Source organism: Aliikangiella sp. G2MR2-5, from assembly GCF_015687155.1.
GTDB lineage: Bacteria > Pseudomonadota > Gammaproteobacteria > Enterobacterales > Kangiellaceae > Aliikangiella.
In genome coordinates this window covers 293,735-314,975 of sequence record NZ_JADPQF010000005.1, presented here as the reverse complement: position 1 = coordinate 314,975, position 21,241 = coordinate 293,735, and the positions used below count along the sequence as shown (strand labels likewise).

The 21,241-nt window shown below is 41.9% G+C and carries 21 protein-coding genes; 15 read left to right on the top strand and 6 right to left on the bottom strand.

Going from position 1 to position 21,241, the window contains the following annotated elements; genetic code table 11:
• Positions 1 to 11 precede the first annotated feature (11 nt).
• Both IYN84_RS16695 and IYN84_RS16690 read right to left on the bottom strand, forming a co-directional pair.
• Positions 12 to 491: a GNAT family N-acetyltransferase gene (locus IYN84_RS16695; RefSeq protein ID WP_196140385.1), complete on the bottom strand. Its 480-nt coding sequence runs from the start codon at positions 489 to 491 to the stop codon at positions 12 to 14.
• Between the two features lie 18 nt (positions 492 to 509).
• Positions 510 to 881: a DUF4440 domain-containing protein gene (locus IYN84_RS16690; protein ID WP_196140384.1), complete on the bottom strand. Its 372-nt coding sequence runs from the start codon at positions 879 to 881 to the stop codon at positions 510 to 512.
• A 438-nt stretch (positions 882 to 1,319) separates the two neighbouring features.
• On the opposite strand from IYN84_RS16690, the gene IYN84_RS16685 reads away from it, so the two are divergent.
• On the top strand, positions 1,320 to 2,045 hold the full coding sequence (locus tag IYN84_RS16685) for a DUF4386 domain-containing protein (protein WP_196140383.1): 726 nt from the start codon (positions 1,320 to 1,322) through the stop codon (positions 2,043 to 2,045).
• Positions 2,046 to 2,055: 10 nt separating this feature from the next.
• Here IYN84_RS16685 and IYN84_RS16680 read toward each other — a convergent pair whose 3' ends face one another.
• Positions 2,056 to 3,207: an AraC family transcriptional regulator gene (locus tag IYN84_RS16680; protein ID WP_210330631.1), complete on the bottom strand. Its 1,152-nt coding sequence runs from the start codon at positions 3,205 to 3,207 to the stop codon at positions 2,056 to 2,058.
• A gap of 428 nt (positions 3,208 to 3,635) precedes the next feature.
• Entirely contained in the window at positions 3,636 to 4,016 is a 381-nt protein-coding gene (locus tag IYN84_RS16675) for a cupin domain-containing protein (protein ID WP_196140382.1), read from the bottom strand.
• Positions 4,017 to 4,452: 436 nt separating this feature from the next.
• Between IYN84_RS16675 and IYN84_RS16670 the strand changes: the two genes are divergently transcribed.
• The 4 genes from IYN84_RS16670 (at position 4,453) to IYN84_RS16655 (ending at position 9,573) form a co-directional block, all read left to right on the top strand.
• Positions 4,453 to 6,777: an RND family transporter gene (locus tag IYN84_RS16670; RefSeq protein WP_196140381.1), complete on the top strand. Its 2,325-nt coding sequence runs from the start codon at positions 4,453 to 4,455 to the stop codon at positions 6,775 to 6,777.
• A complete protein-coding gene (locus IYN84_RS16665) occupies positions 6,734 to 7,591 on the top strand; it encodes an outer membrane lipoprotein-sorting protein (RefSeq protein WP_210330629.1) in 858 nt (285 codons plus the stop codon). Before IYN84_RS16670 ends, IYN84_RS16665 begins: the two co-directional genes overlap by 44 nt.
• 171 nt (positions 7,592 to 7,762) lie before the next feature.
• Complete coding sequence (locus IYN84_RS16660; protein ID WP_196140380.1) at positions 7,763 to 8,365, top strand: TetR/AcrR family transcriptional regulator; 603 nt, start codon at positions 7,763 to 7,765, stop codon at positions 8,363 to 8,365.
• 584 nt (positions 8,366 to 8,949) lie between these two features.
• Positions 8,950 to 9,573 (top strand): hypothetical protein, encoded by a 624-nt coding sequence (locus IYN84_RS16655; protein WP_196140379.1) that lies wholly within the window; start codon positions 8,950 to 8,952, stop codon positions 9,571 to 9,573.
• A 161-nt stretch (positions 9,574 to 9,734) separates the two neighbouring features.
• Here the strand turns inward: IYN84_RS16655 and IYN84_RS16650 are convergent, their stop codons facing one another.
• The gene (locus IYN84_RS16650; protein ID WP_196140378.1) at positions 9,735 to 10,376 is read right to left on the bottom strand and encodes a TlpA disulfide reductase family protein; all 642 of its coding nucleotides are present in this window, start codon (positions 10,374 to 10,376) and stop codon (positions 9,735 to 9,737) included.
• A gap of 113 nt (positions 10,377 to 10,489) precedes the next feature.
• A complete protein-coding gene (locus tag IYN84_RS16645) occupies positions 10,490 to 10,960 on the bottom strand; it encodes an ester cyclase (protein WP_196140377.1) in 471 nt (156 codons plus the stop codon).
• 218 nt (positions 10,961 to 11,178) lie between these two features.
• Here IYN84_RS16645 and IYN84_RS16640 point away from each other — a divergent pair, with 218 nt between their 5' ends.
• The 10 genes from IYN84_RS16640 to IYN84_RS16595 all read left to right on the top strand — a co-directional run bounded on the left by IYN84_RS16640 (position 11,179) and on the right by IYN84_RS16595 (position 21,241).
• Positions 11,179 to 11,760 carry a c-type cytochrome gene (locus IYN84_RS16640; protein WP_196140376.1) on the top strand — a complete coding sequence of 194 codons (582 nt, stop codon included), beginning with the start codon at positions 11,179 to 11,181 and terminating at the stop codon, positions 11,758 to 11,760.
• 5 nt (positions 11,761 to 11,765) lie between these two features.
• On the top strand, positions 11,766 to 13,085 hold the full coding sequence (locus tag IYN84_RS16635; protein WP_246723000.1) for a cytochrome-c peroxidase: 1,320 nt from the start codon (positions 11,766 to 11,768) through the stop codon (positions 13,083 to 13,085).
• The gene (locus IYN84_RS16630; protein ID WP_246722998.1) at positions 13,085 to 14,608 is read left to right on the top strand and encodes a parallel beta-helix domain-containing protein; all 1,524 of its coding nucleotides are present in this window, start codon (positions 13,085 to 13,087) and stop codon (positions 14,606 to 14,608) included. Before IYN84_RS16635 ends, IYN84_RS16630 begins: the two co-directional genes overlap by 1 nt.
• Positions 14,609 to 14,906: 298 nt before the next feature.
• Positions 14,907 to 16,643, top strand: a complete 1,737-nt coding sequence (locus tag IYN84_RS16625; RefSeq protein WP_196140375.1) for an ATP-binding protein — start codon at positions 14,907 to 14,909, stop codon at positions 16,641 to 16,643.
• Positions 16,644 to 16,776: 133 nt separating this feature from the next.
• Positions 16,777 to 17,610: a glycosyltransferase gene (locus tag IYN84_RS16620; RefSeq protein ID WP_196140374.1), complete on the top strand. Its 834-nt coding sequence runs from the start codon at positions 16,777 to 16,779 to the stop codon at positions 17,608 to 17,610.
• Between the two features lie 26 nt (positions 17,611 to 17,636).
• Complete coding sequence (locus tag IYN84_RS16615) at positions 17,637 to 18,305, top strand: bifunctional 2-polyprenyl-6-hydroxyphenol methylase/3-demethylubiquinol 3-O-methyltransferase UbiG (protein ID WP_196140373.1); 669 nt, start codon at positions 17,637 to 17,639, stop codon at positions 18,303 to 18,305.
• Positions 18,306 to 18,667: 362 nt separating this feature from the next.
• Positions 18,668 to 19,123 (top strand): iron-sulfur cluster assembly scaffold protein, encoded by a 456-nt coding sequence (locus IYN84_RS16610; protein WP_196140372.1) that lies wholly within the window; start codon positions 18,668 to 18,670, stop codon positions 19,121 to 19,123.
• Positions 19,116 to 20,117, top strand: coding sequence for an XdhC family protein (locus IYN84_RS16605; RefSeq protein WP_196140371.1), 1,002 nt, complete (start codon positions 19,116 to 19,118; stop codon positions 20,115 to 20,117). Before IYN84_RS16610 ends, IYN84_RS16605 begins: the two co-directional genes overlap by 8 nt.
• Positions 20,114 to 20,743, top strand: coding sequence for a nucleotidyltransferase family protein (locus IYN84_RS16600; RefSeq protein ID WP_196140370.1), 630 nt, complete (start codon positions 20,114 to 20,116; stop codon positions 20,741 to 20,743). Before IYN84_RS16605 ends, IYN84_RS16600 begins: the two co-directional genes overlap by 4 nt.
• 33 nt (positions 20,744 to 20,776) lie before the next feature.
• Positions 20,777 to 21,241 (top strand): (2Fe-2S)-binding protein, encoded by a 465-nt coding sequence (locus tag IYN84_RS16595; RefSeq protein WP_196140369.1) that lies wholly within the window; start codon positions 20,777 to 20,779, stop codon positions 21,239 to 21,241.

The following is a 21,241-nucleotide window of genomic DNA, read 5'->3' as shown; positions in this document are numbered from 1 at the left end:
ATTAGTGGAGCTTAGTCGATTTCCGAGAGCTTGACTAATACTTCGGTCGAAAAACGTCGTACTCTGGCATCAGATAAAGTACAGGCTCCCAAAGCGTCGTAGAAACCACCACTCATATTATTTCCTTCTATTGCGTACCATTCCATTCTACTGCAACCAGAATCCAGTGCGAGTTTGGCAAGCTTCCCCAATACTTTGGTGGCTACACCGCGGCGACGAAACTCTGGCTCGATGTAAGTCGCCTGCATGTACATGTCACGAGTCCCTAAAAAAGTCGCAAATTTCCAGCTGTGAATGATAAAGCCTGCAACCTTTTCATCGTAGATAATCAATTTGGCAAAAGCTACAGGAGAGTCAGAGTAAATATTAGCAAACAGTTGTTCTTTCCCAACAGGCACACTTCCAACACCATCAATTTCAGCCAGTTTGTTGATCATACAAATAAGGATTTCTGCATCATCAGGCGTGCTTTCTACAAGTTTAATTTTCATTATATCTATAAGATTGGTTTATTCTAACTCAAACGCTTCACACGGCGTGCCTTGATGAAATATTAACTGCCAATTTTCGTCAATCTCGAGCCAGATAGATGAACGCATAGCATAATTGCTGACCTCACCGTTCTTGTCGACTCTCGCCGATTGGTAGGTAAGCAGATAACTGGATGCTTCGAGTTGTATCCCCTTAAAACCCTGGGAGTGAACTTTATAGTCAGATGGTTCCTCGGCTTTCATCATTTCGACAATACTATCAAAATCGAATATTTTCCCTGATCGGCCGATTTCTCGAAAATCAGGATGAATCAAGCACTTTAATTCCAATGGGTTTTGACGAGTATTAAATTTATGAAGGGAAATTTCCCGTGAGATTATGATATCCATTAGTTATTTTTTCTATTTGTTGTGCATTAGAATCTTAGCTTTGATGAAGTTTGCCTAATCAAGGGAATACTTATTGACAATGGTACAACGTCTCTAAATTCCCAACAATAAAACCCTACTTGCTTCCCCTGTTTGCGGGATTAATACTCTGCCTTTTATAGCCAAAGAGCATCACTTGATTCGGTGATACGCAACCATAACGAAGTTGACCTATGAGCATACTTATTCCTCAAATCCGCAAGTAGCATCAAAATTAGAAAACTCATTAAGTTTTCCATCCAGCAGTAACCTGAAAACAAAATCTTAAAATCACTGCAAAAAACGCAATTTTTAATCAATAAGGGAGAAAATATGTCCGAATAGGCCCATTAATACGACAATACGACTAATTTAAGGCATTTTTCATACTTGTAATTTTAGAATCAAGAGAAATCTATAATGAGTAGTCAATCAGAAAAAAGTCTTCAATATTTGTACGCAAGAATAGCAGGTCTTTCTTATATTATTTTTACCGTCGCGGGATGGGTTAAAGTTTTTATATTAAATACCAGGCTATCTGATATTGGCACTATCCAGACGAACGGTATGTTTGCAAACGAAATACACTTCCGTTTGGGTATTTTGGCAGAAACCGTTATGTTTCTTGGGGTTATTATGGCTTCAGTGTCATTTTATATTGTGCTTAAACCTGTGAGTAAGCAACTGGCGCAAACCACTTTATGCCTGAGATTAGTGGAGATCATTATTGGGGGTATTGCGGTTGTAGTCAGCATGGCAATGCTGGCACTTTCAAGCAAAGTATCTTTACTGGAAACCTTTGATCCGGAGCAATTGCGTACAATAGTTGTTATCGCCTCAAGCTTTAGAGTCCCGGCATATGAATACAGCTGGATATCAATGGGATTTGCAGGAGTCATTACTTTTTATTTGTTTTTTAAATCTCGCTATATACCAAGAGTTTGGTCAGTATGGGGAATCCTCACCTATTTAAGTTTGATTGTGTACCCTTTGGTAAAACTATTGAAACCTGACTTGCCCCGTGAAGCCATGTATGTACTTTTTCCCGGTGCGCTTTTTGAACTGGGCGTGGGTATTTGGCTGTTCACTATGGGGATAAAAAATCAAGAAATTGCCGTATCTAGTCGCCATAATGGGCCTGTTTGAACGCTTTATTTTACCCTTTTTCTGCTTTTGCCATTTGCAATTGCTTTCTGAAGGCAGTTGGCGTGAGACCTGAGGATTTTTTAAACGCCGTATTGAAGGTAGACTTTGAATTAAAGCCTACCTCAAAGGCAATAGTTGAAACTAAGCGGTCTGTACTTTGCAAAAGCTTTTTAGCCTCCTCAATACGAAAACCATTCACAAAGTGAAAAAAATTAGTCTTCAAATATTGAGAAAGGGTTTCTGAAATATGGTTTTCACTGACAGATAAGGCAACAGAAAGCCGGTTAAGAGACAGTTCCTCTTCCATGAACAGCTTTTTTTCGGCCATCACCTTATTCAGCTTATCTGCAATCAATTCCATTTTTTCAATACTGAGTGCGGCGACCCTATTGTTGCTCGTTTTCGAAGGTACTTTATCCGACTCATTTAACACGGTTTGATTTAAAGCCAAATAAGTAAACGCCACTAAAACTGACGCTTCGAGTATCGGCAACACCACGCCGGAACCAATCCAGCGCCAATTCATAAATGCCGTGATATATTCTATGGCGTACATTAACCAAATGCAGCCCCAAAGTATAAGGACTACTCTAAACCAATCTAGAGACCGCCGCTCAATAGTTGCGAAACGATCCATTAGTTGTGCTCGATGTCGTCGGTGTAACTTAAGTGCAGCAAAGAGATAAATACCAGTGAAAACGATAAATACCAACATTGAAATGGTGCAGGCGGCCAATGCGAGTTTAAAGTTTTCGGGATCTCGGGTAAGGGGATCGGCTAATGCGAGTTTTTCCTCAGAACTTAACCCGAACGCGAAAGGGACCATTGAAAAAGTGACCAACAAAGGACCGAGCAAAGCTGTTAAATAAGCTCGTTTGGATTGCGTTCCGTTTGCAGACATGGTCGCACAAGCATAAAAATAGAGCGCCGGTCCAAGTAACACCCTGATTGGCAATTGTACGCCAGCTAATGCGGGCATATACTGATATGCACCAGTATAAATATAAAGTTCCCCCAGGATGTGAATCAATAACAATACAAGCAGTCCGATCAGAAAAGTTGTCTGTCTTTGTCTTGGTTTAAACGTTGCGTCCAAAAGGGCAAAAATGGTTACGCCCATCATACCGGAATAAACAACTATTGGTACTACATTAACGCTCAATACCTGAACCTCTTACCCTATCCGAAACTTCGCATCGTTTAAATTTATCATCCCATATTGCCCGCTCTGGATAATTTTGACTGTCCCCCCTCTATTTGTAATTCCATTTAAACTTCCTGGCTAGATACTTATATTATTTATTGCGTAGATTAACACAAGCCTCTGCATCGCAGAAAAGTAGCCTTGATGAAGCTTGCGTAATCAAGGGAAAACTTATTAACAATGGTACAACTTCTCCAAATTCCACTCAATATAACTCTACTTGCTTCCCTGTTTTCGGGCTTGATATTCTGACGTTTATAATCAAAGAGCATCGCTTGCTTCGGCGATGCGCGACCATAATTAAGTCGGTCAATTTGTATACATGCTCCTTGATTCCGCGAGCTCCATCAAGGCTATATTCCAGGATATTCAGGCTACCACTGAAACTAATTCAAATCCTTATCCCAGGTAATATTATCCTTGGCTCGGTCAAAATATGGCGCAAAAACGGAAAGCGCGGCGAAACTTTGTCCTTCTTCTAAAATTGGACCATGAAGTGTATTTTTTGGAATGAAGACCAGATCTCCCTGACTCACTTTCTTGATTTCATCACCGACTCTAAACTCCACATTACCTTCGATGATTACGAGTAGCTCATCATGGTATTTCTGCGTATGAAGAGCATTCCCACTGTCTCGAACTATACCAATATTGGCGGTTATGTGTTTCCCGTCGAAAACAAAAGCTCTTTTTATTGGGTCATTTTTGGTCGATTCATCGGCTTCCAGCTGCTCGACGATCTGACTCAGATTCTTGAAATACGTCATTTCAACACCCTCCCTGGTTAGTGAATGAGTGATTTTGTACAAATTCCTTGATTCAGCAAGCCTCATCAAGGCTACAGGATTACTGTCGATTATTAACTACTCGAACTAATCATCATATCAGTTGATAGGGGATGTTTTTCCGCTTTCCAGCTCTATATTTTACTCTTGACTTAAAATTCTCTATATCGATAACAAAATAATCTCAATGAAAATTTATTCATAAATATCAAATAGATATATTAATTTTTACTCGTCTAATCGGCCCTTTTATCACTTTAGATCAAAATTTGAACTTGCATACATACCAGTTGGTATGTATATTCATACCAACTGGTCGGTTTATTGATTAAACGATCAGCGCCTAACTAAAGTATTTAACAAAAAAGGGATTACCAGCATTGGTAGTTTCTAAAACTAATACCAAGAGGAAAAACTCATGTCTGCAATATTAGCGAACCTGGTCATTCGCTTTCGCTGGCTTCTTTTAGTGCTCGCAATAGGAGCTATCGGTGCCGCAGGATATGGCGGCTCAAAACTGGGATTTACCACGGATTATCGCGTCTTTTTTGACGAAGGTAATGAACAGCTGGAAGCATACGAGAGCCTGCAAAATACCTACGAAAAATCAGATAACGTACTTTTTGTTTTAAAACCCAAGCAAAAAGACATCTTTAACAAGCAAACCATCGAAGCCATTCAATGGCTTACCGATGAAGCCTGGCAAACGCCCTACTCAACCCGGGTTGATTCCATCAGCAATTATCAGCACACGGTCGCCGAAGAAGACGATCTTCTGGTTTATGATTTGGCGGGCGAAGAGATTGAGCTTACCAATGAAAACCTGAATTACATCAAGCAGATCGCGCTCAATGAGCCTTTACTCGTTCATCGTCTGGTATCTGCTTCCGGTCATGTTGGCGCAGTCAATGTCACCGTGAAGTTGCCCGGAAAAGCGATGGATGAAAACAATCAGGTGGCCACTTTTTCAGCCGACTTAAAACAGCAACTGCAGCAGAAATATCCTGACATTGAAGTCTATATGACCGGCTTTGTTATGCTGAACGAAGCCTTCCAGGTTTCTTCACAAAACGATATGGCTACTATAGTTCCGATTATGTTCCTGGTCGTTTTGCTGGTGCTTGGATTCTTGCTACGCAGCTTTAACGCCACTTTTTCAACACTGGTGATGATCATTGCTTCTATCGTTACAGCGATGGGACTAACCGGCTGGCTTGGCATTAAACTCACTCCACCTTCCAGTTCGGCACCAACCATCATCATGACCATGGCCGTTGCCGATGCGGTACATATTCTGGTGACCTTTTTGCAAAATATGCGCCAGGGCTCTGACAAATTAAGAGCGATGGAAGAGAGCTTGCGGGTAAATTTCCAGCCGGTGTTTTTGACCAGTATCACGACTGTTATTGGTTTCCTTACTATGAACTTTAGCGAAGTACCTCCCTTCCACGATCTGGGCAATATCGTCGCCATGGGTGTGGCCGCAGCTTTTGTTTTCTCGGTAACCCTGTTGCCAGCACTGGTTCTCGCTTTACCTTTAAAAGTTAAAACTGTTGCACAAGACCAAAACGATGGCATGAACCGTTTGGCCAACTTTGTTATTTCAAACCGCAAAAATCTATTGTGGGGAATGAGTCTGGCAACTTTAATTGCTGTCGCATTTTTACCGCGTAACGAATTGAATGACGAGTGGGTACAGTACTTCGATAAATCCGTTCAATTTAGAACCGATACCGACTTTGTTCTGGAAAATCTGACCGGACTTTACACTCTGGAATTCTCGATGAAAACCGGTGAAGAAGGCGGCGTTTCCGCTCCAAAATTCCTGAAAATGGTTGAAGCTTTTGCCGACTATGCTGAGCAACAGGATGAAGTCATTCATGTAAATACTTTCACCGATACCATGTCACGTCTGAATAGGAACATGCATGGTGACAACAATGAGTATTACAAACTGCCGCAGGACCGTGAGCTTGCTGCACAATATCTGTTGCTATACGAAATGTCGTTGCCTTACGGACTGGATCTGAACAACCAGATCAATGTTAAAAAATCTTCGACCCGCGTTATTGTGACAGCGAAAAATTTATCAACTAAAGAAACGATTGATTTGGAAAACCGACTGGGCGCCTGGCTGGTACTGAATGGTGAGGGCTATGAATTTGAAGCCGCCAGTCCTTCACTTATGTTCGCCCATATCGGCGAGAGAAACATAGTCAGCATGCTGGGCGGAACGGCTATCGCGTTAGTTCTTATTTCCGGGATCCTGATGTTTGCCCTGCGTTCTTATCGAATGGGTGCTATTTCACTTGTTCCCAATCTGGTCCCCGCAGTTATTGCATTTGGCGTCTGGGGAATTTTTGTTGGCCAGATAGGTATGTCTCTGGCTATGGTCGCAGGTATGACGCTTGGAATAGTGGTAGACGATACCGTGCACTTTTTAAGTAAGTACCTTCGAGCTCGAAAAGAAAAAGGACTTTCTCCAGAAGATGCGATTGTGTACGCCTTTAATAATGTCGGTAAAGCTCTGGTAACCACAACTTTGGTACTAGGTGCCGGGTTTAGTGTGATGACCTTTTCCAGCTTCAGCCTTAACTCCGACATGGGCATTATGACGGCTTTAACGATTACCATCGCCCTGATTGTCGATTTCTTATTACTCCCTGCACTGCTATTAACTTTTGAAAAGGAGAGAAAAAATGTACAAGCCCCTGTTGAGCTTACTTCTGGCTCTGCCAGCTAGTGGACTATTGGCCGAAGCCAATACTGATTTGATGAAGAATGGGCAAGCGCTCAAAGCCACGCATATTGCCAAAATAGAGCAAGCGGCAACGCCTGAAATCAAAGGCCTTGCGATTGCTCAGGAAGCGGATCGACGGGATCTCGGTTGGCTCGACTCTACTGCCGATATGCAAATGATTTTAACCAATAAGCAAGGAGAAAGAAGCGAAAGACAAATTCGTATCAAATCCAGAGAAGTTGGCGGCGACGACAGTGGCGACAAAAGCCTGACCATTTTTGACAGCCCTAAAGATGTCAAAGGCACAGCCTTCCTGTCCTTTTCGCATATTGTGTCGCCCGATGAGCAGTGGTTGTATTTGCCAGCGCTAAAGAGGGTGAAAAGAATTTCATCCAGCAACAAGTCGGGTCCCTTTATGGGAAGCGAGTTTGCTTTTGAGGACTTGAGCTCTTTTGAAGTTGGCAAGTACACTTACAAGTTTCTGGGGAATGAGAAGATTCAGGACCAGGACGTATTTAAAGTTGAGTACTATCCGACCTACAAACACTCGGGCTACAGCAAGATGATTTCCTGGATCGATCAAAAGGAATTCAGAGTCCTTAAAACTGAGTTCTATGACCGTAAAAGTGCGCTGCTGAAAACTCTGACTTATAGTGACTACCAGCAGTACCTGGGTCAGTACTGGCGCGCCCATAAAATGGTGATGACCAATCATCAATCGGAAAAGGAAACCCAGCTGCTGTGGTCTAACTATCAGTTTAAAGTAGGCTTGAATGACGCTGACTTTAATAAAAACAGCCTGAAACGGGCACGTTAACCGTAATTCGATTAACTGTTAAACAAGCTTGGAGGCTCCCTTTCGACAGTTATGCTCCACTAACCCGGAGTCGAAAGGGAGTATTCCCAAAGAGAGGTATATCCCATACAATGTTTATATAGGGCCACGAAAATAGTTGTACACAAGGCCTGAAATACTTGAGAAGTGATTATGGTACGCAAAAAGAACCCCCAACAGACCAGACAACAAATTCTGGAAGTCACCGCAGAGCTACTGCACAAGCACGGCTATAAGGGATTGCGTGTCGATGAAGTGGTTGAGAAAACCGGACTCACCAAAGGTGCTATTTATCACCATTTTCCCAATAAACAGGCGTTAGGCTACGCGGTGGTTGATGAATTGCTGCATGGCATGTTTATGCAACATTGGCAAGATCTGGTGGAACAAAACCTGCCCCCATTGGAAACGCTCAAAGCCTCCTTTGATGATCCCAGAGGAGAGGTTTGTCTCGCCAATCTCGAAGTCGGTTGTCCTTTAACCAATCTCGGTCAGGAAATGGCTTATGAAGACGAAGGCTTCAGGGAAAGAATTAATAATGTTTTTGAGTCCTGGACTGAACAGCTTGCTCAAGTCATTCAAAAGGGGATCGATCTGGGTCACATAAAGAATGATATTGAGCCGGTAAAAACCGCGCGCTTTCTGGTAAGTGCCTTTCAGGGTATTCAAAGCAACTCCAAATGTACGAAAGATATTAGGCGTTATCAGGAAAATATCGATTATTTGCGTAAAATAATTGGTGACCTTGGGGTTTAGTTTTTAGTTTGTCGACTTCATTTAATCCTTCGTACTTAACTTTCTATTTTATTAAAATCTCTTTAGGTTGTGGATTGGAAAATCAAAACCTAAACGGTTTTCGCTCCACTGGGCTTTCGTGCGACTGTTTTTTGCTCCTGCAAAAACTGCATACAGTCCATCCTTGGACGTAAGTAACTTTTTGTCAAGAGCAACAAAGGCTAACGCCCCTCACCTACATCCTTGTAGGCGAAAGTCACCAAAAAATACCCTGCGCTCAGGCCGCTGGGCCAGCGCTATTAGCTCTTGATAGCATGTTAAAATCATCTAATCGCCCAACACCTATTTGTGCTCACGCCCCACCCTCTAGTAGGACCTATCTATGAACCATGAATAATACATTTTGAGTCGTGACTAAAGTCGTTGAGGAAAACCAATTGTTTCTGGATTAGCTGTTTTAGTGACCTTAAATAATTCCTTTTAATTCTCACTCCCTTCCTGCGATCATCAATGCAAAGAGGCTTTAAAATCGTTATTATGTACATCTCAAGCAATTAGAAGCACTTTACAACTACAATAAGAATCCCTTTAGCAAGGAGCTATCGATGAAACTGTCCAAAAAACTTCCCGATATTTTACTCGAGTCGTTTTTTATCGTTATCGCGCTTTTAGGTGCACTGGCACTTGACGAGTGGCGAGAAGATAAGGAAAAAATGGAGCTGGCAGATAGTGCTAAGCACGCAATCATTGAAGAAATAAAGGACAATAAGAAGCAGCTGGACAGCAAGTTGCCTGTTCATCAGGATATGTTAAAGCTGCTCAATGAAAAACTCGAATACTTTAAGAAAACGGGTAATACCGATGCCAACTTCGATTTTAGCTTCTCAATGGCCATCATAACCTCTGCAGCCTGGGATACGGCAAGAATGACCCAATCGGCTCAATTTATGACATTTGACGAGGTTAGAAATTTTTCAAAGGTTTACAAGTTTCAGGAGCTTTATGTTGAACACCAGCAAAAACTGATCGAGATGATTATGCAAATTGGCGACCTGGAAGACGATGAATTCCCTCATTTTACAAAAGGTTTTGTGCACCGTCTTGAGTTATTAATTGAGATCAATGAAATGTTGTCTGAAACCTATGGGAAGTTAGATGAGGCTGAGTTGTCGAAGAAGGTGACTGGTGATATCGAAAAGGTCGAACATCAAGATAATAATGATAGTTAAATATTAAATAAAGCGCTGAAGTTACTAGCTAGCGGTTTGTGTTTTCGTGATTTGGTAAAATTCATTAACTGCTGGGTGCAAGCAAGTGTAATGAATGCATCAAAATTGAGCATAGATATATGTATAAAAAAATATATATGCTCAAAATAATAAGATATTTGTCACTCCAGCTCTATCTTTTGTTGGGTAAAATACTCTGCAAACTGAGTGAGTGAAGGATGTTCAGGATCAGAAAAAGATTTTACTGCTAGAACTTCACCTGTAGGCGCTACAAAAACAACTCCGGGAGTTCCTCTGACTCCGTATATTTTTGCAACTTGATCACCATCCAATACAGCATCAAAAGTATATTCATGATTGCGCCAGTATACATCAGGCTTCCAGTCTTCTCTGATATTCACGGCAATTATTTTTAGTCCCTTATCAGAATAATTTTCATGTAACTTTTGAATGCCTGGCAATAACTTCTTGCAGTAAGGACACCAGGTCGCCCAAAATACCAGTAAGACAGGCTGTCCTCGATAGCTGGATAGCTGAATCGATTCCCCATCCAGGCTTTTTAGCGTCCAGTCAGAACTGAGTTTATCTTTATCTACTAAGTTACTTTTCATTTTTTTTTGCTGAACACTGCCAACTTGATGATCCAACTTAGGCGACTCTGACTTGGCAACAGGTTCAAAACTATTCGCATCTGCAGTCAAAGAGTATCTCGCAAGAACTAGCCCTGCAGCTACCATTAGAAAACCTATCAGTATTGAAGCAAGTCGCCTTGATTTTGATTGGAATAAACCATTAACTGCCATGTTACGTTTTCCTATCTGTCGAACTTTCGTATTAGATGAAAAATCACATTCGCGATTCAATTATTTCATGATGGTAGTGCCAAATTTTCACCTGGACTCCCCGTACAAACTTATTAAAAAATACCGTTGGTATTAAATTTTGACATTGTTACCGCCTGCACCACATCCCAATGTTCGACAATAGTACCATCTTGAATCCGGAAAATATCCATCACCGCACTTCCGTTTTCATCCTTACTTTTTTGCCAATGACTGTGTACTACAACCAAGTCACCGTCAGCTATCACTCGCTTGACATCAACCGACAATAAAGGAAACTTCTTAAAATATTCCTGAAAAAAATCAACCAGAGGTGTTCTTCCGCTGGCAAGATAGGGATTATGCTGAATATAGTTTTCACTTAAATACTGATTCGGCGCATTACTCAGATCACGCTCCACAAAAAACTTTTGATAAAACTCGGAAACCAGCTGCTTATTTTTTAGCGTAACATTGCCGGCCAGCGCGGGTAGAGAAAGACCGGAGTAAAGCAAGAGAATCAGCCAACAGTTGGCTATTGTCTTATTTATGTGTTTAATTTTCATTTTATGCCTTTGCTTCTAATTATTTCGACACCAATAAGACCCGATTGAGAACGACATTCTTTCAACTGCAGCGTTTGCGAGCCTTGATATCTTGAGGCGAATCAATTTGTACTTGCAAACTGGTCAATTAACCGACAATATATGGCACATTAGTACCAGTTAGTAACAAAAATGATCGCTTTCTTATGCAATTTAAAAAGATAATTTTATTAATAACAATGAGTTACCTAATAATTCCCAGTAGCCTTATCGCTGACTCTTTAGGCCCAGACTACCAGACTTGCGTCGCCTGTCATGGTGATAAAGCTCAGGGAAATGAAGCGCTTGGCGCGCCGGCGCTGGCCGGATTGGCAGACTGGTATTTAGAGCGACAACTCATCGCTTTTAAGGAAGGCACTCGCGGTAGCCATGCGAAAGATAGTTTTGGTGCACAAATGAAGGCGATCAGCGCCTCTTTATCGACTGAACAAATAAAGACCCTCACCCTTTCACTCTCCCAGCTTAACCCGAGTAAAGCTAAACCAGCTGAATCCGGCGATAGTGAAGCGGGCAAGAAATACTATCTTTCTAATTGTGCCGCTTGCCATTCCAACAATGCAGCAGGCAATCAGGCATTGAACAGCCCTTCATTACTCGTCCAGTCAGAATCTTATTTGATAAGACAGCTGGAACACTTTCGTCAGGGAATTCGCGGTAGTGATGCCAACGACAAGTTTGGTCGGCAGATGGCAATGATGGCAAAGACGCTGCCAGACGAGCAAGCAATCAGGGATGTTGTTGCCTATATCAAGACTCTGTAGAGGCGATGATGCAAAGTAAATCATCTATTAAAATGCAATTGCTTTCCATTGCTTCGATTGCTTTTTTTTCCTGTGAATTAAATATCAAAGCCGTAGCAGGTACTTTTACCAATGAGCTACCGGCCGGTGAATTTTCGGTCCAGGAAACCATAGGAGAAGAGTTAAACAAAGAATCTACTTTTAAGCTTCGCAACCATTGCCCGCCCGGTTTTGAAAAAGTCAGTAGTCGTTGCCATTTGCGTTCACTCTATCAACAGTACGATTCTCTCTATGGTAAAGGTGTAGGTGGACTTAAAACATCGCTGCCCGAAGTTAGAGATGGTTTTCGAGCAGAACAAATCGATCTGGGAAGATATCTATTTTTCGATCCAGTTTTATCCGGCGATCACACTCAGTCGTGTGCTTCCTGCCATCATCCCGATAAAGGCTTTAGCGATGACAAGCCTCGCGCCATCGGGCACAAACAGGTTGATGTTGGACGCGCCTCTCCAACGTTGTGGAATGTTGCCTTTTTAAAAAATCTATTCTGGGACTCACGCGCACATACGCTGGAAGAACAAATGCAGGGGCCGTTGTATGCCGAAAAAGAAATGGCGAATACTCCAGAGCAGCTACTTAGAGACCTCAATAAAAATGAAGTTTATCGAAATCTATTTGCACAGGCATTTCCTGATTTCTCCGAGCAGATTACTCTGCCGCAAATTTATACGGCAATTGCAGCTTTCGAGTCATCACTTATTAGTTTGAACAGTCGCTACGATCAATACGCACACGGATTTCATGGTGCTTTGAACAAACAGGAAATACAAGGTCTTAACATTTTCCGCTCTTTCGTAGCTCGATGCGCAGAATGTCATACCCCGCCGCTATTTACTAACCAGCAAATCGCCGTGCTAGGAACCCCTGAGCCTGATGGAAGACCTCTCGACATTGGGGCCGAACAAACTTTCAATAACCCCGAACTACGAGCAGGCTTTAAAGTACCTTCTTTACGTAACATTGCAAAAACGGCACCCTACATGCATTCTGGTAAATTTGAGACGTTAAGAGAAACAGTAGAGTTTTACACAAAGGGACGAGGTCATGCAGTTCCAAAAGGCGAGAAATTGCTTTTACATTGGCACATATGGGAGCCGAAGCTTTCCGATGAAGAACTGGATCGCCTGGTTGATTTTTTGCATACCCTGACTGATGAGGCGTTTAAACCACAAGTACCGGAGAGAGTACCTTCCGGTCTGTCAGTAGTGAACCATCCTCACAAGAATTCAAAATTGATTTCAAACAATAATGAAAAAAATATTAATACAGCAGCAGGAGAAAAATAATGAGTAGCCCTCGCAAGTGGACTGGATACATCTTCGCGGCAATTACCCTTGTTATCGGCTATTTTATTGGTCAGATGAATATCGACAACTCGGGAATAATTGTCGGCGACACTGATAGATACCAACAGAATAGTCCTTCAGAAAAGAAAACCTTTGGTCAGGTTTCCGAAATTGAGCGCCCGCCTTTTATCGGTCAGATCCATGAGGTGAGGGACGGAGAGTCAATTCAAGCGGCGGTTGATAACTCGAACCCCGGCGACAAAATTCTGGTTTATCCTGGAACCTATAAGGAAACTGTTTATATCGATAAAGATGATATCACCTTGAGCGGCGTGATTGTTGAAGGCGACTGGCCGGTGCTGGAAGGTGAAGGTAAACTTAACGACGCGGTACTCTATTCCGGTAACAATTTCACAGTAGAAAATTTTCTGATTACTCATTACAAAGGCAACGGCGTAATGGGACAAGCGGGTAATAATTTTATTATCCGCAACAACATGATTATTGATACCGGCGTTTATGGTATTTTCCCTGAGTTTGGTAAAAATGGAATAATAGAATATAACGTGCTTACAGGAATAGAAGATGCCGCTATCTATGTAGGTATGTGTGACAATATTCATGTTGCCCATAATGAAGTCTTTGCCAACGTTGCCGGGATTGAGATAGAAAATTCCAGACATGCAATAGTTGAAAATAATTTTGCTCACAATAACACTGGAGGGATTTTAGTTTTTATTACTCCCGGACTCCCAATTAAAACCACTTATGATGTCATCGTACGTGACAATTTTGTAGTGGATAATAATCATGAAAATTTCGGTGCACCGGGTTCGATTGTCGCAGGTATTCCGCCGGGAACCGGAATATTGATTATGGCCGGCGACGAAGTCACTCTGGAAAATAATGTGATCACCGGAAATAACAACGCCGGAATAATCATCACCGATCACGGGCATGCGGCCAATCTGACCCTCGATCCGGGGGCCGAACCTAACTCGGACAAGATCGCAATACTCGACAATGTTATGTATAACAATGGTAATGAACCGATTGACGAAGTTAAAGCATTAATGATGACGAAATTCTCCAAGCGCGGTCCGGATATTATTCGCGTCGGTGAAAGCAAGGAAAGCTGTATTCTCAACCGGGAGAAATATTTAACTTTTGGTATCGACGAATTTGGTACCTGTGCATTCGATACCACCTACGGCACCAAAACCTACTTGCTTGAAAAGCCTGTGGCGCCGCGAGAAATCACCGTTAAGGAGAGAGGCAAGCTTGCCTATTACGGCATTTGCGCGGGTTGCCATGCCTACAACGTAAAGATGATAGGACCACCGACTCAGGTAATACAAGCACTATACATGGATAATCCACAAGGGATCGCTGAATACATTTCCAATCCGATCAAAAAGCGCGATGATTATCCAGAAATGCCACCACAAGACTATTTGTCGGATGAGGTCAAACTAGCAGCAGCAAAATTCATGTTGGAGTTTAACCCCGGTAACAGCGAGTAACAGAGTCGATAACCGAATAGCCTGATTAAACTAAATTGAATAAAAACGTTCAGACTACACCTGCCCATTTGAGTGCTTCCTTATAAAAGAAGCACTCTTTTCCTCCCAGACAGTCAAAGATATCCCTAAAAAAACCAACCAGCTTCTCAACTTTGAGTTTTTTAATTTACCATTGGTATAAAATCATCTATTTTAATAGAAAGTTAATTCATCGAAATAATTATAGAATAAGAAGAATAAATGGAATTACCGGTAGTCAGTGTCGATGACTCCAAAATAACAGGATATAACCTTATTCATGTTCAGATTTCAAAAGTGGTTCTTACCCGATAATTTAAAACAGCTGACGGTCGACGATCAGATTAAAGCCAAGTATCTGGCGGTCAATGCAGGCACAACAATCATCTGGGGTCCAGGGATGAGTCTGCTAACCTTTTATTTTGACTCGCCCATTACCGCTCTCATTATTCTGGTTGGTTTTTTCGGTTCTATGACCAGTGTACTGGTTTTAAAGTTTACGGCGAATATACTACGTTCAGCGGTAATATTTATTGCCTCATTGTTTTCCATGTTCGCTGCTTTAATGTTAATTAATAACGGTACCCAGTTTGGCGGACTTTTGTGGATACTGATTCTTCCTTTACTCTCGCTCAATTCAATGGGTCTTAGACCCAGTATCATTGTCTTATCACTGTGTCTCGCTTTACTTATCACTTTCAAACTACTCGAACTTAATGGCGCGGTCATCTATAGTGAATCCTCACAAGAAACTCATCAAACCTTTCAGTTTCTTTCCATTATTTTTGTAGCCCCAGTCATTCTGGCGATCGGCCTGGCCTATTATGGATTGTCAAGGACAGCACTGAATAAAGAGAGAGAAATCAATCAGACAAAGAATCAACTAATATCCAATGTAAGTCACGAATTACGCACTCCTCTGAATGGCATTCTAGGGATCGTAGAGCTATTGAAGCATGAAGGCGATGACAGCGACAAACGAAAGCAACATTTACAAACACTGGATTTTTCAAGTCATCACTTACTCGGCATAGTGAATGACATACTGGATTTAAGTGAAGCCCAGTCAATGGATTCTCGGCTGAACAAAACGCCTTATCGGTTTAAAGATAATGTCAAAAATGTAATATCGAGTTTGCAACCAATAGCTCAGCAAAAAGGACTATCTCTGGATTATGAAATCGACGAGAAAACACCTGAAATACTGGTCGGAGACAGTCGCAGAATCGATCAGCTATTAATTAATTTTCTGGGAAATGCTCTTAAATTTACTCACCACGGTGAAGTCTATCTTTATATCTGTAGTGAAAAAGTTAACAATCAACTGGTCAAACTTATCATCAAAGTGAGCGACACAGGAATTGGCATTCCGGCCAATGAAATTGAACACTTGTTTGATGCTTTTTATCAGGTCGATGACTCTTCAACTCGTCAATATTCCGGATCTGGTCTCGGATTAGCAATCTGTCGACAGCTGATTGAGTCGATGCAAGGAGATATCGATGTTTCCAGCGAGCTGGGAAAAGGCACTACTTTTCGCTTTAGCCTGCTGCAGAAAGTTCCAGGAAGTTCGGTATCAGTTACCACCAGCGATGCTCAGTCGAAAGTTGATTCAAATATTAAACGCCAATTCGAAAAACAACCTCGTCCAATTAAATCAGCGAGGATTCTGCTGGTAGAAGACAATGAAATCAACCAGATGGTTCTGAAACGTCAGCTGGAGTTAAAAAATCAGCAGGTGACGTTAGCCAACCATGGACAGGAAGCTCTGGATATTCTGGCGTCACAATCTTTCGACCTTATTTTAATGGATGCACATATGCCAGTATTGGATGGCTACGCGGCCGCAAGATGCATTCGAGATAAAATGAATATCAAGACTCCGATTATTGCGGTAACCGCTGGCGCCACTAATATGGATAGGGAAAAATGCATATCATCAGGAATGAATGAGGTTGTCACAAAACCGATTGCCCGCTCGACACTCGACAATCTGCTTGTTCGTTGGTTGAGCTAGACCCTGCATTTATTAGTATCTCATTATTAAATGCTCTTCGCATTCAATCCGTTCAGACGTTGGCAGCTAAGTTTCGTTATCACTACGGTTGTAGTATGATGCCGCTTTCATTGAAATACCAATAGAGCGATTTATGGAATTCCCTCTAGTTACCGTTGGAGTAGCACTTTATAATCATCAGGATTACATTGTAGAATGCCTGAAGTCCATAGTTACCCAAAATTATTCGAATATTGAATTAATCGTTGTCGACGATGGTTCGAAAGACAACTCTTATAACGTAGCCAAAAGCTATCTGGAAGAACAGTCATTTCTTGACAATTATTCCATTGTCACCCGCCCCAATAAGGGTATGTGTGAAACCTTGAATGAAATAGCTCATAAAGCGAAAGGGAAATACATATCATTTATCGGCTCTGATGATTTCTGGATGCAAGATAAAATCAGCGAACAAGTAGAATTTCTGGAAAACAATGAAGACTGTACTTTGGTTCACTCAAACTCTCTAAAGGTTGATGCCCAAGGCAAAGTATTAAAGCCTATTGATTATAGCGATAAAATTAATAGCGGCTCTGTATATGAAGCGCTAATAAATAGAACTGGTGGAATCAATACGCCATCGCATCTTTATCGCACAAGTATCTATGAGGAAGTCGGCTACTATGATCCGAACTTCCGCTTTGAAGACACAGATTTCTGGTTACGCCTGTCTCGCAACCATAAAGTGGGTTTTATCAACAAAGCGCACACTTATTATCGCTGGCATGGGGACAACCTTAGTGATAATAAAAATGCACTTTCATTTTATTATGACGAGTTAATCAGAATTTATAACAAGAATATTCCGGAGCCCGATCTGAAAAGAATCGCAATCAAAAAAATCTATCGGAAATGTGCACAAAAGTCACTTAAGGCAGGACGAATTGTTGATACAATCAAATACCTAATCAAATATTTTTCAAGATAACTCTGACTTAAAAGCGTTGAGAATTTATGGCTAGCGAAGAATTAAAAGAACTCTATCAGAAAAAAACGACTACTTACGCCAATTCCAGACCTGAAATGTTAACCTTTGCTCCCGCACACTGTAATAAAGTGCTTGACGTCGGTTGTGGTGAAGGTAATTTCGCGGTTACCCTAAAAACGCAAAAAAACTGTGAAGTCTGGGGGGTAGATATCAATCAGCCTGCCAGTGATTCAGCTGCTCACCATCTGGACAAGATACTGTGTGTTGATCTAACTGAAAATATGGACGTTATCCCCGACAACTATTTTGACGTAATTTACTTTAACGATGTCCTTGAACACCTGCCCAATCCAGCAAGATTATTAAAAGACATTAGAAAAAAATTAGTGCCAAATGGAGTAGTGATAGCCTCTATCCCAAACGTACGTCACTTTAGCGTTCTTTTGATGTTGCTAAGAGATAAAGATTTTAAATACGAACAAGCAGGCATAATGGACGAAACTCATCTGCGCTTTTTCACTCGCAAAAGTATAATGCGATTATTTGAAGAGTCTGACTATGATATTAATTCACTTACACCAATCAATGCGAGCAAATCAATACGTCCTAAATTAATGAAGCTATTTACTTTGGGATTGATTGGAAACGATATTAGCTACTTGCAATATGTTGTCGTTGCTTCACCGCATTCTTAACACAAAAAGAAATATTTAAGTGATTTTTAACTAAATAGGTATCAGGATTTATCCTTTTCCAGCATTTGTGCCATAAAGTAAAGTGTGGCTACTCACGATACTCAGCCTCTACTACCTATATTACTAATACTACTTTTATTCGCTATATTGCTTAATGAATTTCCCTGATTAGAAACTGTGAAACAGGATAATCAGGCTTTAATATGAGATACTAGGAGTGGTTGGCGGGACGAATACCATTTCGGACATAATGTCTTTAGCTTTAAAGCAGGTTAAACTAAAGCATTCCAGCTGGATAGTCCGGCTTAGCTGTACAAATAAACAACAAGTAAAAGGAACTCTGCCGCAAACTCGGCGATTCGATGCCAATTATGTCGATCTCTCAGCTTTACCAACAAACAATAAAGCTTCATAACGATAACCCTGTGGGTTATGCACCTGATTTCGTTGCAACTATTGAGGAAGAAGGTTATAACCCAAGTTGCGGAGATGAGCTGACTTTATCACTTTGTATTGATGCTCAGGGAGAAATTTCCCCCATTGGTTTCACCGCCGATGCCTGCGCAATCTGTAAAGCATCGGCTTCACTCATGTGTGAGCACAGCCTAAACAAACATGCGCAACAGTTACTTATTGATATCGAAGTCTTGAGTGAGGCTATTCGACTAGGACATGATATTCCGTTTGAAAATCTATATTGCCTCGGACAAGTTTCACGCCATAGATCGCGCATAAATTGTGCTCTTCTGCCTTGGCAAACACTGGCACAAGCCATCAGGAAATCGCTCCGGTCCGAAATGGAGAAGTCTAATGCTTAACTTACTGGATGCTCTGGAAAATTTTGAAGTCAATAATGACTATGCATTAGCAATTATTACTAAAACTGAGGGCTCAACATACCGAAAAGCAGGCACGCTGATGCTGATAGAGCCTAACGGTGCTTACTGGGGATTGTTGAGCGGGGGCTGTCTGGAAGGCGACGTTGTCGAGAATAGCAAGCAGGTATTTGGTGATAAAAAGGACTTGAAACTCAGTTATGATATGAGAGGCGATGAAGACCTGTTATGGGGTCTGGGGCTGGGTTGTGAAGGGGCAATTGATGTTTTAGTTAAATACTTGCCGGCCAGTGATAACCATCTGGGCTTTTTTAGCGCCTTAAAGGAATTGGACCGTGGACAAGACCATAAACTAACGCTCCAGCTAGATGCGAATAATGCTCTTCATATTCAACCGGCATCAAGAGCACCCGAAAACCAGGCCTGCTCACCTTTGAGAGATTCAAAATGGGACAGCGATAATAATGAGCTAGTTATTAATCTAAAGGCGCCTCTCAAGCTCCTGCTTTGCGGAGCTTCTCCAGACGTAGTTCCTGTCACTGAAATAGCCAAAAGCCTTGGATGGAAAACCTGGGTCATAGATCATAGAAAAGCACTGGCGACTGAGAAACAGTTTCCGCAGGCCAATCAGGTTAATCATATTAAAAGAAGCGAATGGGAGAGCTTTTCGCTGACTGAATTTGATGCTGCAGTTGTGATGAGCCATCAGTTTGAGAGAGACCAGGACTATTTAACCCGACTACTTGCGAGTGATATTCGCTACATTGGTTTGCTTGGGCCGCGTAAAAGAAGAGACAAATTACTCAAAGAATGCAATACCGATTTCGACCATCAGGAAGGCAGAGTATTTGGTCCAGTAGGACTAGATATTGGGGCAGGAACTCCACAAACCATTGCACTTGCCATACTGGCTGAAATTCAGGCTGTATTAGCTAACAAGAATGCCAGATTTTGCTATCAGGACATCACACGGTGAACCAGGTTACCCCGGAAAAATCTCGTCAGCTGGCAGCGGTGGTTATCGCCGCTGGCAATTCGTCTCGCCTGGGAGAGCCAAAACAGCTGCTGGAGTTAGCGGGCGAAACCTTTCTGGACAAGGTCTTACGCCTGGCCAAATGCGAAGTCGAAAGTTGCATTTGTGTGCTAGGCTATAGAGCAAAAACGATCTTGGACGGACTAAAGCAAACAACAAACGCAAAGATCAAATTTGTCATTCATCAGGATTGGCAAACTGGAATGGGCAGCTCGATAGCTTTTGGCGTAAGTCAAACACTAAACGCCGATGCCATACTAATTTGTTTAAGCGATCAATGGGCACTTTCATCGCATGACATAAAAAGACTGGTACACAACTGGAAAAACCATCCGGATAATATAGTTGCCAGTCAATATTTTGAAAAGCGACTTAACGAAATAGTCGAGGGAGCTCCGGCTATTTTCCCCAGGAGCTATTTCCCAAGGCTACTGGAATTAACCAGCAAGGGAGCACGGGAATTGCTAAAAAACAATCCAGATGTTATACCAGTGCCAATTGACAACGCACAATTTGATCTGGACACGCCAGAAGACCTGAGACAATTTCAACAATCAATTAATTCATAAAAAATGGAAATCTTTAGTTAACGGAGAGAGAAGATGGTAGAACTAAAAATTAACGGCCAGACTCAAAAACTGGACCTGGACCCAGAGATGCCACTGCTGTGGGCTCTCAGAGACTTCGCAAAGTTAACCGGCAGCAAATATGGATGCGGTAAAGGCCTTTGTGGCGCTTGTACCGTCCACATCGATGGGCAACCTATACGTTCCTGTGTTACTCCGGTTAGTGCAGCGCTGGGTAAAACGATAACAACAATTGAAGGCTTATCTGAAAATGGAGATCATCCGGTACAACAAGCCTGGATAGAACATAATGTTCCCCAGTGTGGCTATTGCCAATCAGGACAGATTATGTCGGCTAGTGCATTACTGGCCAATAATCCGGCCCCGAGTGATGAAGATATAGACACCGCTATGGCAGGGAATCTTTGTCGCTGTGGTACCTACCCTCGCATTCGAAAAGCTATCCACCATGCAGCCAAACTCGCTAAAGAGGTGAAATAA